Annotated in this window: 9 protein-coding genes and 1 other RNA gene; 2 read left to right on the plus strand and 8 right to left on the minus strand. The window is 57.3% G+C overall.

The window, feature by feature from the left end:
* Positions 1-55: 55 nt before the first annotated feature.
* The 8 genes from IE099_RS07365 to IE099_RS07400 form a co-directional block, all read right to left on the minus strand.
* The gene (locus tag IE099_RS07365; RefSeq protein ID WP_189569045.1) at positions 56-1,525 is read right to left on the minus strand and encodes a Do family serine endopeptidase; all 1,470 of its coding nucleotides are present in this window, start codon (positions 1,523-1,525) and stop codon (positions 56-58) included.
* Positions 1,526-2,609: 1,084 nt separating this feature from the next.
* Entirely contained in the window at positions 2,610-3,617 is a 1,008-nt protein-coding gene (rtcA, locus tag IE099_RS07370) for an RNA 3'-terminal phosphate cyclase (RefSeq protein ID WP_189569048.1), read from the minus strand.
* A 160-nt stretch (positions 3,618-3,777) separates the two neighbouring features.
* Positions 3,778-5,340, minus strand: coding sequence for an RtcB family protein (locus IE099_RS07375; protein ID WP_229809432.1), 1,563 nt, complete (start codon positions 5,338-5,340; stop codon positions 3,778-3,780).
* Positions 5,341-6,836: 1,496 nt separating this feature from the next.
* Positions 6,837-8,456, minus strand: coding sequence for a DedA family protein (locus tag IE099_RS07380; RefSeq protein ID WP_189569051.1), 1,620 nt, complete (start codon positions 8,454-8,456; stop codon positions 6,837-6,839).
* A 12-nt stretch (positions 8,457-8,468) separates the two neighbouring features.
* Positions 8,469-8,876, minus strand: coding sequence for a Holliday junction resolvase RuvX (gene ruvX / locus IE099_RS07385; RefSeq protein ID WP_189569054.1), 408 nt, complete (start codon positions 8,874-8,876; stop codon positions 8,469-8,471).
* 4 nt (positions 8,877-8,880) lie between these two features.
* Entirely contained in the window at positions 8,881-9,789 is a 909-nt protein-coding gene (locus IE099_RS07390) for an MBL fold metallo-hydrolase (protein WP_229809433.1), read from the minus strand.
* Between the two features lie 23 nt (positions 9,790-9,812).
* Positions 9,813-10,601: an orotidine-5'-phosphate decarboxylase gene (pyrF, locus tag IE099_RS07395; RefSeq protein ID WP_189569056.1), complete on the minus strand. Its 789-nt coding sequence runs from the start codon at positions 10,599-10,601 to the stop codon at positions 9,813-9,815.
* 66 nt (positions 10,602-10,667) lie between these two features.
* Positions 10,668-11,141 carry a DoxX family protein gene (locus IE099_RS07400; RefSeq protein ID WP_189569058.1) on the minus strand — a complete coding sequence of 158 codons (474 nt, stop codon included), beginning with the start codon at positions 11,139-11,141 and terminating at the stop codon, positions 10,668-10,670.
* Between the two features lie 118 nt (positions 11,142-11,259).
* Between IE099_RS07400 and ffs the strand changes: the two genes are divergently transcribed.
* Both ffs and IE099_RS07410 read left to right on the plus strand, forming a co-directional pair.
* Positions 11,260-11,354: signal recognition particle sRNA small type (ffs, locus tag IE099_RS07405), an RNA gene on the plus strand.
* Positions 11,355-11,647: 293 nt separating this feature from the next.
* Positions 11,648-12,529 (plus strand): hypothetical protein, encoded by an 882-nt coding sequence (locus IE099_RS07410; protein WP_189569060.1) that lies wholly within the window; start codon positions 11,648-11,650, stop codon positions 12,527-12,529.
* Positions 12,530-12,543 lie beyond the last annotated feature (14 nt).

Genomic DNA, 12,543 nt, shown 5'->3' on the forward strand with positions numbered 1-12,543 from the left:
CGCCTCGCTAGCCCTAAATCATTTTTCCGAAACTATGATTTTGATTCATGCTCCTTTAGTTCAGCCGTAGCGCAAAGTAGGAGGTGCGCCCTTGGTTGTAGACGTAGAGGAGGTTGTTGCCCCTGTCGCGCAGGAGCTTGCGCCCTTGTTCGAGGGAGTCAACGGGTCGCTTGTTGATTTCCAGAATGACGAGACCGGGTTCCAGGTAGCGATTGAAGGGGGAGCTGCCCTTGACCTCTGTAATGACCAATCCGGACACTCCGCGGGGAATGCCGTAGGTCTGGCGCAGCTCGTTATTGAGGAGGGCCGCCTTCACGCCTTCCACGAATTCGTCGCTCAGCGAGGCGGTCTGGTCGGGGTCCGCGATCTTGACGTCAAAGGACTTTTCCTTGGAGTCACGCAGGACTTTGATCTGTAGGATTTCACCGGGTTTCATCGCGGCGACCTCCAGGCGCAGGTCGTTGGGGTCCTCTACTTTGCGTTCATTGATTTGTGTGATGATGTCGCCGTGCAGCAGGCCGGCTTCTTTCGCCGGGAAGCCCTCGATGACTTCTTCAATCAGCACGCCCTTGGTGTTGGGCACGCCCATGGCCTCTGCCACCCGGGGATCCAACTCGCTCATGCGAATTCCGATCAAGCCACGCTTCACCTCGCCGGATTCGGTGAGACGTTCCGCGATATCGACCGCGAGGTTGGCGGGGATGGCAAAGCCCAGTCCGATGGAGCCGCCGGAGCGGGACATGATGGCCGAGTTGATACCGATGAGACGGCCTTCGATGTCGACTAAAGCACCACCGGAGTTTCCTTGGTTAATGGCGGCATCGGTTTGGATAAAGTCTTCGTAACCGTCCTGACCGTAGATCCCAATGGAGCGACCGGTGGCAGAGATGATGCCGGAGGTCACCGTCATTCCCACGCCGAGGGGGTTGCCGATGGCAAAAACGATGTCACCCACCATGATCTCTTCGCTGTCGGCCACGCGGGCGAACGGAAGATCCTCGCCGTCGACTTTGATGACCGCGATGTCTGTTTGCGGATCGCGGCCGATCAAGGTGGCTTTCATCTCGGTGTCGTCGCTCAAGGTCACGAGGATTTCATCCGCATCGCCACCCCGCTGGTCGACGACCACGTGATTGTTGGTGAGGATGTAGCCATCAGGACTGATCAAGACCCCGGAGCCGACCCCTTGGGGAACGCGCTGTTCTTGGATGGACTCTTCGCCCTGCGGCGCTCGACCCATGCCGAAGAGCTGGCGCAGGATCTGGTCTTCGCGGGAGCCCGAGCCTCGCGCATAGCGAACGACTTCGGCGGTGTGGACCGAGACAACGGAGCGCTTGGCCTCAGCGAGCATCGGGGCGTAACTGGTGGGCTGTGCACCCCCGACGCGCTCAATTGGCCGGTTGTCGGCTTTGATGATGAGCGGGGCGGGCTTGTCTTCGATTTTATCCTGGGCCACAAGATAGCCCGACACCGCAGCCACCGCAGCGGCCGCCAAGGGGAGGAAAATTTGGTTCTTTTTCTTCATAAGGTTTCGACAGGGAATCGCTCTGTGAGACGGATTTTATCTGAAAAAATTTCTGCACAGATTGCCCGAAAGTCAAACGAGTGACCGCGAAAAATCGCTCTTTCAGGAGAGGTCGCGGCCGGACCGCGAGTGCCCCTACTCGCTCCAACGAATCGTCTCTGCAACTCATCATTCAACTAACGAATTGTTCGAGTCCCCACCGGTAGGGCTGTTTTGACAAAACAGCCGCGAATGCTCGGGGAAGGTTCTCAGGCTCTTGCCCTTCGTTCGTTCACAGATCCTTCGAGCACCCCAGACCATTCGCGGTCCTTCTATCAAAGGGACCCTACCGGAGCATGGACATTCCTGTCCATGAGCAGAGCCCCGGTGAGTCAGAACTTTCGTCAAACACCACCGCGCTTCGGCAAGCTCGAGGAAACAGATTTGGTGCAGACGGACCGTCCCAAGGACAGGAATGTCCTTGCTCCATCGGTAGGGCTGTTTCGCCAAAACAGGCGCGAATGTTCGGGGAAGGTCCTCTGGCTCACGCCCTTCGTCCGCGAGAGAACCCTTCGAGCACCCCAGAGCTTTCGCGGTCCTTTTATCAAAAGGACCCTACCGGAGCATGGACATTCCTGTCCATGAACAGAGCCCCGGTGAGTCAGAACATTCGTCAAACACCACCGCGCTTCGGCAAGCTCGAGGAAACAGATTTGGTGCAGACGGACCGTCCCAAGGACAGGAATGTCCTTGCTCCATCGGTAGGGCTGTTTCGCCAAAACAGCCGCGAATGTTCGGGGAAGGTCCTCAAGCTCTCGCCCATTGTTCGCTTGCTGATCCTTCGGCTACCCCAGACCATTCGCGGTCCTTTTGTCAAAAGGACCCTACCGATGGGCATCGATGGTGCGGGGAGGTCTTTGGTAGTTTGGAGACTTTGACTCCTTGATTCGTGGCGACCCTCTGGTCGAGCAAGCAAGCTTTGCTCTTCCCGGGAGCGACAAAGAACGAACCCATCCACCCCAGAGCGGCAGCAAGCGGCACGCACTCCAGAAAGTCCTCACTCGCAGTGGGGCGGCTCTCTGAAAATTCTCACGATTGATACGCTCTAACAGCTTATCCGAAACAGTCCGCCGTCTTCGTCTTCTATCGAGAACTTCACCGGCAAAAACTTTTCGATGATGGAGACGTTGGTGGGGACGTGGGCGTCTGGGGCGGTGGTGGTGATTTCGCCTCCGCCAGCCAAGGCCATGGGCAGCAAAAGCTGGTCGGCCAGATGGCGTCCCACAGCCGCGCGGGTGTTCATGAAGGTCGCCATCGATTTGCCCATTCGATGGCCGATTTTTTCCGCGCTTTGTCCGCGTTCGCCGCAGCCGCTGACCATTTCGCAGCCATTTGCAAAGTGTGCCTCCGCATAGCCGATCAACCCTTGTCCGGGGCCCTCGTCGCGATGTTCGATCTTGCGCTTCTCACACGTCCAAGCCTTTCCCACGGCATCCATCAATCGCGAGGCAACCGAATCCGAAACCTGACGCGAGATTACTCGCAGGCTCGTCGCCTGCAACTCGCCTTGTTCCGTGAAGTTCACCTTCCCGAGTCCCGCAGTTGGAGAAATTCCAGCCTCCAGAATCCCGCCGCCCGTGGGGGCGAAACCTGTTTCTACTAGACGGATAGTAGCTTCTGCCCCGAACTTCTTCATCGCGGGCAGAAAGACCTGTTCCACAAAGTCAAAAGGCGGAGCGAGGGGATTGTGGGTCCCTCCCGAAAGACGTAGCGTCGATTTGCCCTTTGCCGTCCAAAGCGCTGGTAACAAAGTTTGCAGCAAGAGAGTGGTGCTCCCCGCAGTGCCAATCGCGAACTCATAGTCGCCCGACTGAATCTCTCCCGCGCGAAAGACCAGTTCGGTCGACCCCAGCTCCGCGCCATCAGCGGTTCCCTGCGAGATCTCCACCGCGGCCTTCACGCAGGTCAAGTGCTGCCGCATCAGGCCCGGCTTCGAGCGCTGGCCGCGGATATGAGTCATCCGAAACGGTTGTCCCGTCACCATCGCCAAGCTCAGCGCCGTGCGCAGCATCTGCCCACCACCTGACTGGCCATTCAATTGAATCAATTTCATCTTGCTACTCAAAAAAGTTCCCAGCCCAAGCCCGCGTCAAATTCTGTCCAATCCTGTCCAAAAATAACAAAGCCCTAGTCCTTCGCTTTCCCAAAATTGGACCAGAACGAATAGAATAAACAGGAAATCCCATTCACCCCATCCCTTCTGGTCCTTTCTCTCAATCATCGGCTTCCGCCGAGTCCTTAATCACAAAGCGTGCCTCCAGCTTCGCCACCGTCTTGGCCAGTCCTGCCGCCTCCACGCTATTGAGCACGTCCGCGAAGTTCTTGTAGGCATCCGGCGACTCGTCGATGGGATACTTTCGGCTGTTGTAGAGGATGTCCGCCGAATCGAATTCCGCATCCACGGCAGCTTGGTCCAAAGTTTGGGCGGCATGCTTTCGACCCATCTGACGACCAGCTCCATGGTTCACCGACCACGCGGTTCGCTCGGCTCCCCCTTGCGCCACCATCACCACCGAACCATCGCGAGGATTTCCTGGCAGCAGAATCGGGTGTCCGGTTTCGGCAAAGGGCGTTCCCGCGAGCGAGAAGTGGCCCCCAGGCACCGCGCGGGTCGCCCCCTTGCGGTGAACCCAAGCCTTGCGGCCCTCGACGATCTCCTCCCGCGCAATGTTGTGCGAGATGAAGTAGACCAGCTTTCCAGTCGTTCCCGGGAGGACCTCTTGGAAGGCCTCTAACACCAGCGCGTTGATCAGGAGGTGGTTCACCGTCGCAAAGTTCGCCCCCAGCGCCATGTCATCCAGATAGGCATTGGCCTCCGGGGTTCCGAGGGGCGCGTAGACCAGCTTCTTGTCTCCGGCTGGGTAGGGGATGCCCCACTTGTTGAACATCGTTTCCAAGTCCTTGAACTGGGCGCAGGCCAAGATGTTTCCGAATCCGCGCGACCCGCAGTGACTAAGAAAAGATACGTGGCCATCCTTTAGGCCGAACACCTCGGCGGTTTCTTTCGCCGAAGGAAGGTCCAGTATTCGGGTGATCTCGCACTCGCCAAAGTGGTTGCCTCCTCCATAGGAACCGAGCTGTCCAATCTTGTCGCCAAAGTTCTTCACGCGCTTGGTTTCCAGGATGAAGTCGAGTCGCTTTCGCAAGCTCTCCGCTGTCCCGTCATGTCCCAAGTGCGCCGAGTCCTCGCAGCGCTCCGCCCATTCCACCGGGATGCCCAAGGCTTCGCAGACGGCAGGCGAAGCGCCTTCGGTCACGACCTGGATGCCGAGCTCTTTGGTGAACTTGCGTCCCTTTTTCACGCTTCGGGTTCCGCGTCCCGCGCCAGTCGGAGTTCGCTCCGTGATGGCATCGATGAGCGCACGGCGAACCGACTTGTCGGCGACGGCTTCTTCGGGGATATCGGTTTGCAAGAGTGACATCGAGCACTTGATATCCACGCCCACCGGACCTGGATAGATGTGAGTCGGCGACACCATCACGCAACCGATGGGGGCCCCGTAACCAGCGTGCCCGTCGGGATTGAGAATCACCTCGGTCACCCCGGGCGACATGCGGGAGTTCACGATTTGTTGGAGGCAAGTGTCGTCGAACGAGTTTCGGATGGCATCATTGCCGATCACCGTGATGGGTTTGCCGGAGTTGTCAGGAAGAGGGATAAAGCCGATGGCCTCATCCGTCTGATGGATCTTGATTCCCGAGCTCTTGGTTAGAGGGGCAGGGGAAGAGAGGGGTTGGGAGATATTGTTCATCGGGTCTAAGGGCTTGGTTTTCATGTTTTTAAAGCCAGCCGAATTGCTAGCGGGATACCTAATGGCATTCGTCGTGCCAAGATTGTTCTGTTTTTCTTAAGTCTTTTATTTTAAGTGGATTTCGGATTTTTAATGGTGTAAGTAAGGAAGGTCTTGTTTCTTGTTTTGTAGCATTTAAGAGAACAAAGTAGAAAAAATGAGATGGTGGGTAGGGGTGCGGTAGGGCTGTTTCGCCGAAACAGCCGCGAATGTTCGGGGAAGGTCCCTAGGCTTACGCCCTTCGTCCGCGAGAGAGCCTTTCGAACAGGCCTGAACTTTCGCGGTCCTTTTATCAAAAGGACCCTACTGGAGCATGGACATTCCTGTCCATGAACAGAGCCCCGGTGAGTCAGAACATTCGTCAAACACCACCGCGCTTCGGCAAGCTCGAGGAAACCGATTTGGTGCAGACGGACCGTCCCAAGGACAGGAATGTCCTTGCTCCAGCGGTAGGGCTGTTTTGCCAAAACAGCCGCGAATGTTCGGGGAAGGTCCTCTAGTTCACGCCCGTCGTCCGCGATAGAATCCTTCGAACACCCCAGAGCTTTCGCGGTCCTTTTATCAAAAGGACCCTACCGGAGCATGGACATTCCTGTCCATGAACAGAGCCCCGGTGAGTCAGAACTTGCGTCAAACACCACCGCGCTTCGGCAAGCTCGAGGAAACCGATTTGGTGCAGACGGACCGTCCCAAGGACAGGAATGTCCTTGCTCCAGCGGTAGGGCTGTTTCGCCGAAACAGTCGCGAATGTTCGGAAAAGGTCTTCTGGTTCACGCCCCTCGTCCGCGAGAGAGCCTGTCGAACAGTCCAAACTACTCGCGGTCCTTTTATCAAAAGGACCCTACCGGAGCATGGACATTCCTGTCCATGAACAGAGCCCCAATGAGTCAGAACTTTCGTCAAACACCACCGCGCTTCGGCAAGCTCGAGGAAACCGATTTGGTGCAGACGGACCGTCCCAAGGACAGGAATGTCCTTGCTCCAGCGGTAGGGCTGTTTTGCCAAAACAGCCGCGAATGTTCGGGGAAGGTCCTCTAGTTCACGCCCGTCGTCCGCGATAGAATCCTTCGAACACCCCAGAGCATTCGCGGTCCTTTTATCAAAAGGACCCTACCGGAGCATGGACATTCCTGTCCATGAACAGAGCCCCGGTGAGTCAGAACTTTCGTCAAACACCACCGTGCTTCGGCAAGCTCGAGGAAACCGATTTGGTGCAGACGGACCGTCCCAAGGACAGGAATGTCCTTGCTCCATCGGTAGGGCAGTTTCGCCGAAACAGCCGCGAATGTTTGGGAAAGGTCCTTAGATTCACGCCCGTCGTCCGCGATAGAATCCTTCGAACACCCCAGAGCTTTCGCTGTCCGTTTATCAAAAGGACCCTACCGGAGCATGGACATTCCTGTCCATGAGCAGAGCCCCGGTGAGTCAGAATCTACGTTAGACTCCACGGCGTCTTGGCGAGTCCGTTGCGCTACCTCTTCTTACCTCTTGCGATGTTCTTTGATGAGGCACCAAAGCTCTTTGAGGGATGCTGAAGGGGTTCCTTCTTTCTGCAACTGATAGCCAATTTTACTCGCGAGCTGGTAGTGCTTCCGCAGGTCAGACAGGCCTTTTCGGAGAGGGTAACCGGGCTGATAGATGTGCGCGGGTTCTCCGGTGACTCCATTCAATTCAAGGATGACCAGACCCTCACCCTTCTTCAAAGACTCTTCATCCGGCACTCTGATATCATAGCGTCCGAAGTGAAATCCTTCATAGCTCCGACCTGCCTGATCCATGCTGAGGGAAAGCTCTGGGGTGATGCAATTGCGGGCATCCTCAAAGATGGCGCCGAGACAGTGTGTGCCGAGCTCGGTTAGGACCAGCTTCTCGCCTTCTGCCGGTATTTCGTGCAGGCGCTGGGCATGTTGGGAGAGGAAATGCTTGGCCATTGCGGCAGCCCGTTGGTCGTGGAGAATCAGTTCCTCGACTGTCTCTCGTCCGTTGCCGGACAGGCTTTGGGGAAGCTTGCGGGCGAGTGAGGTAATGCGGCCGCTTGTCTCGCCGGGCCGCCGGGCCCAATGAATCCCCACTTCCAAACCCGTGATGAACTCTTGCACGAGAGCGGGGCTGTTTTTGTTTAGATTCAGCCACTCGTTTGCTTCGTCTTTGTTTCTAACGATTGCCACGCCCTGACCACGTTCGCCTACATCGAGCTTCAGCACCACTGGCCAGGAATGTTGCTCGACGAACGCGAGCACGGCATCGAGCCCGTCTTTGCCCGTCAACCTGCGATAGCTTGCGGTGCGAATTCGGTGGGGGTGGGGCGGGGTGAAGCCGTCGAGAATGTCGCCTTTGGATTCCATTGCGAATCCGGAGAAGGGCATCGCTGGATTGCAGGAGAGAAAGTCCAGTGGCCTGCCGCCCCGGAGCCACCGGAAGAGGAGAGGCCAGATGGCCAGCGGATAGACAATGGCCGGGGGCCAGTATTCCCAACGAGTGAACCGTCGCCACCGTCCGGCCAAGATCCGCCGCCCGCGCCAACTGAAGAGGGGGATGACGAGTTTGATCGAGAGATAGATCAAAAGACCCACGCTGAGAAGAAGAGGCCAAGCCAGGCGCTGGTAGTTTTCAAGAAAGAGCAGGGTCCTTTGACCTGAGTAGAAGGAGAATCCGGTCAGGATCGGAGTCCAGATGAGCACCGCGATTCCGAGGGCGGAAGAGAATCGGGGGAATGACCAGCCAACCGCCCCGGCAGCGAGGTAGGATGGCACCCGGCTCCCTGGAAGGAAGCGGGAGAGGAAGATCCAGGTGGTGCCGAAGCGGGCGAATAATCGTCGTCCCCGCTCGATGCGGTGCTCGCTAGCAAGCCGTTGTATCCAAGGAAATCGGGTCTTGGATTTCTGGCTGAGCCATCCCAGGAAATAGAGCCCGATGTCACCGGACCAAATTCCCAGAGCGGCACTTCCGGTTGCCATGGGGAGCGGGATCCAGCCCTTGGCCGCCAAGATGCCAGCTGCGATGCAGGCCAAGTCTTCGCTCAATAGAGTGCCGAGAAAGATCAGCGCGGCGAGCACCAGAGGAGGGGCTTGATGGTTCTGGAGTTGCTCAAGCCAGTCCATAGCGGGAAAGGCTTACCAGCCGAGGAAGTTTTGCAATATCTCCAAGGCTGCGGCTTGATCGATGATGTCCTTTTGATTCTTCGCCTTCTTGCCAGCTTGCCTCAGTTTGGCGGAAGCGGTCACGGTGGTGAAGGACTCGTCGTGGTAGTGGAGAGGAAGGTCGGGAAAGGTCTCCCGCAGCTCTTTGCCAAAGGCGCGAATCTTCTTGGCGGCGTCACCCTCGCGTCCGTCACTCTTCAGGGGCAAGCCTAACAGCAAGGTTTTGGTCTTTCGCTGGGCGATGATTTCCGCGAGCCGCTCGAGGGGTTCAGTGGTGGCTTGCTGAATGGTTTCCACCGGGAAGGCTGCAATTCCGAATTCGTCGGTGGCCGCCAGACCAATGCGGGCTTCTCCGTGATCGATGGCGAGGATGGGATGCATCTTGTTAGACCTCTACTCCCTCCCCGGGATCCAGAATTAGAATTTGGTCGAGAACACCCAGCCGGTCGGCCTCTTTGAGGAGTCGCTCCTCGGGTTCGCTGGGTTCTTCGTTCCCCAGCGGGAAAGTGGCGTAGTGCATTGGAATTAGTTTTTTCGCCCCCAGGTCGAGGTAGGCTTGCAGCGCTTCCTCGGGGTTGAGGTGGACATCCCGTCCGCTGGGGGCCTCGTAAGCGCCGATGGGCATGAGCGCGATGTCGATCTCGTAGCGCTTTCCAATCTCCTTGAATCCCTCGAAGTAAGCGCTGTCCCCGGCATGATAAACATTGCGGTTCGGGGTCTTCACGATGAAGCCGCCATAGTCCCGATGGGTGTCGTGGCCAAAGCGCGCGCCCCAGTGATGGGATGGGGTGTGGATCACATCGATGCCGTCCAGAATCTGTTCCTCCCAAATCGCCATCTCGGTCACGCGCTGGAAACCCAGCTTGCGCACCAGGGAGCCCGAGCCCTTGGGGACTACGATTCCCTGACGCGACTTGATGATGCGGAGGGAACTACGGTGCATGTGGTCGAAGTGCGCGTGCGAAACGCAGACCAAGTCTACCTCGGGCAAGGAGTCCAGATGCAATCCCGGTTGGCGCTGGCGTTTCACCGGCCCCATCCAGGTTGCCCAATTGGGGTCGAAGATAACGGAATGAGTATCGAACTGGACGAGAAAGGACGCGTGTCCGATCCATGTCACGCGAGTTTTGCCTTCGGGAGGGGGCTCGTGATTGGCGTGCAAAGTCTCGCCCTCGGGTTGGCGGAACATCTGCGGGATGATGCGATGCCTCCAAAAGCGATACGAACGCTCGGTCCATCCTTTTTTCGGAAAGATGCCGGAGTAGGAGCCTGAGGATTTACCGTTCTTGGACAAGGCGGGGGAAGTGATTGAGGTGTTTACGATTGTTTGCTCAAGGCCGTGGCAATTTCCTGGCGATAGTGCTCTGCCATGTCGGCCGGGGTTTTTCCTTCACCAGGATAGATGATGCCGCGCGAGACATTGATCAAATTGGGAGCCAGGCGATTGCTGGAAGCCAAGCTCGCGAGGTCGCCCCCTTGGGCGCCGAGGCCGGGGATGAGCAAGGGAATATCGGGGATGCGCTCGAGGACATCGGTGCCCGCGTTGGTCAAGCCAACCACGAGTCCAACCGATGAAGGGCGATTCTGTGAGCGAGCTCGTTCGGCAAAGGAAGCTACCTTCTGATAGAGCGGCTCGCCCGCGACCTCAAGGCGTTGGAAGTCCGCACTGCCACTGTTGGAGGTCAGGGCCAGAAGGTAGAGACCCTTGCCGCCGGGGTAGTCGAGAAATGGTTCGATAGAATCGTAGCCCATGAAGGGATTGAGGGTGACGGCATCAGCCCGCAGATGCTCGAAGCAAGCGATGGCATAGCGTCGCTGGGTTTCGCCAATGTCGGAGCGCTTTACGTCCAGCACGATGGGGATCTCGGACGGAATCCGCGCCACTGTTCTTTCCAGCATGGCAAAACCTTCTGAGCCCAAGCTCTCGAAATAGGCGCTGTTGGGCTTGAAGGCGGCGGCGTGAGGCGCGGTGTCCTCGATCAAGCGGACAAGGTAGTCCTCGACTTCGTTGATGCGGTTGTGGTGATTCTCCACGCGAGGATCGAGTCCGATGCAGAGGTTGCCAACGGCGGCGGTGCGGGCGGTGAGTTTTTCGAGAAAAGTCATGGGTAGGTCGCTGCGACTGGTTTTGAACCACGAAGGGCGCATTGGACACGCAGAAGTTTGTTCAGATCAGGATTGGTTCGGGAGACTGAGTTTGTTTTCGCTAAAGAGACGCTTCGAGCGCGCGGTGAATTCCCGCCACAGCAGGATGATGGCGAGGACCCATAAGAGAAGGTTGAGTCCGATGTGCAAGAGATAGTTGGTTGGCTCCTCGGATGAGCCGAAGCAGCCGCAGTTGATATTGAGCCCCTTGCTGGCGGCGATGCCCAAGGCGATGTTGAAGGCAGCGAGCATGAACGCAATTGCCAGCAGCCCTCCCCGCGCGCCCCAGCGACCGATGATCGTCGCCAAGCCGGCGATGACCTCCAGCCATGCGACGAAATAGGCGGCATAGCCATCGTAAGGGGGGAAAAGGATCTGGTAGTTGAAGACCGCTTCGGTGAAGGCATCGAGGTCTGCGAGCTTAATCAGACCGCTCCACACAAAGAAGATTCCCAATCCCAGGCGGAGGATGAGAAAGAGGGTGGCGGTGATGCTCGGCATGGATGGCAAGCTAGCAAAGGGACAGGGAGGGCGCAAACTGGGAGGGCGAAATTGATGATTTGGGAAAAAGTAGAAAAAACGACTTTCGCCCAATGGCATTTGCGATTACGGCTGTCCTTGCCAGGGGCCGCGGAGTGCGAGCTGGTGAACCCGGTCAGGACGGAAACGTAGCAGCCGTAGCTTGTCTCTCATTGCCGTGGTCCCCTGGTTTTTCTTTTTTGTGGCAAAGGGGGGGTTGGCTTTTTGAGCAGCAACTGCGCCGTCGTCAGGTCTTTTCAATCCGCACCATTCTCTTCAGTTCAGGGTGGATAGGGGGATGGGCCGGCGTGAAGCTGGGAGCGCTTTCCCTCCATTCATGATTCGGACCGTTTCGTTCGGAAATCTGCCTATCTCCGCCTCCGTCTGCGGTTGAGGAAGCTGAATCCATTCAGGTATCGATTTTTTAATGCTGGATTTTCAGCAAAAAGGATTTGACCCCGGAGGTATTTGCTGGTTTTTTAGCACGCATGAAAGTGAAGAAGGAAGTTTTTCAAGAGTTGGGAGCATTCTTGCTGATTGGGGCTGCGGTCTGCGCGGTCTTGATTTTGGCGAGCTGCTCGACAGGTCCGGTTGCACCAGCTCCGGCTTCGGAATCAGTAGCGATGGCTCCAGTGGGAGCAGATGGATCGGCGGCCCTTTCGGGAGGAACGGTCACGAGTGGTTTGCGCAGTGGTGATTATACAATGAAGGTTCCCACCAGACGCCCCGGACTGGGAACGGGTTGGGGGGATACGATTTCTTCCTCATTGAACAACACGCAGTTCATTCGAGAAAGCAATCAGCCCTTTGGGGGAGTGGGGATGATTTACTACAATGATCAAGAGGGGATTAATGCCATGGCTGGTTCATATAAGAACAAAACCTCGGCCTATCAGCGGGCCGCCAACGGAGCAGTCGAGTGGGGAGTGAAGAGTGGTTGGTCTACCCCCGATCATTATATGTCCGGTTCCAAACGCTATGTGGTGGGGAAAAAAGGACGGAAGTATTCTCTCGTGGTGCGCAATGTCAGCGACAGTCGGCTGGAAGTGGTCCTTTCGGTCGACGGACTCGATGTGATGGATGGCAAGGCCGCCAGCTTCAAGAAACGGGGCTACATCATTGCACCTGGCGAAAAGATTGAGGTGAAAGGGTTCCGCACCAGCTACGACACTGTGGCGGCCTTCGAATTTTCGACCGTGGGGGCGAGTTACAGCAACCTGCGCCATGGTCAGACCCGCGACATCGGGGTCATTGGCTTGGCCGTTTTTGCCGAAAAAGGAAGTCCTCCCTGGCGCTGGGCGACCAACGACGCAAGCCAACGGGGCGAGGCCCGTCCTTTTGCAGAAGCCCCCTTGCGCACCGTGCGCTAGAATCCGAATTGTTA

The sequence above is a fragment of the Roseibacillus persicicus genome, from assembly GCF_014651675.1.
GTDB lineage: Bacteria > Verrucomicrobiota > Verrucomicrobiia > Verrucomicrobiales > Akkermansiaceae > Roseibacillus > Roseibacillus persicicus.

Excerpts from the sequence above, each read along its gene's own strand:
- rtcA (WP_189569048.1), bottom strand. The coding sequence starts at position 3,617 with ATGAAATTGATTCAATTGAATGGCCAGTCAGGTGGTGGGCAGATGCTG.
- pyrF (WP_189569056.1), bottom strand. The coding sequence starts at position 10,601 with ATGACTTTTCTCGAAAAACTCACCGCCCGCACCGCCGCCGTTGGCAAC.
- IE099_RS07380 (WP_189569051.1), bottom strand. The coding sequence starts at position 8,456 with ATGGACTGGCTTGAGCAACTCCAGAACCATCAAGCCCCTCCTCTGGTG.
- ruvX (WP_189569054.1), bottom strand. The coding sequence starts at position 8,876 with ATGCATCCCATCCTCGCCATCGATCACGGAGAAGCCCGCATTGGTCTG.
- IE099_RS07375 (WP_229809432.1), bottom strand. The coding sequence starts at position 5,340 with ATGAAAACCAAGCCCTTAGACCCGATGAACAATATCTCCCAACCCCTC.
- IE099_RS07410 (WP_189569060.1), top strand. The coding sequence starts at position 11,648 with ATGAAAGTGAAGAAGGAAGTTTTTCAAGAGTTGGGAGCATTCTTGCTG.
- IE099_RS07400 (WP_189569058.1), bottom strand. The coding sequence starts at position 11,141 with ATGCCGAGCATCACCGCCACCCTCTTTCTCATCCTCCGCCTGGGATTG.
- IE099_RS07365 (WP_189569045.1), bottom strand. The coding sequence starts at position 1,525 with ATGAAGAAAAAGAACCAAATTTTCCTCCCCTTGGCGGCCGCTGCGGTG.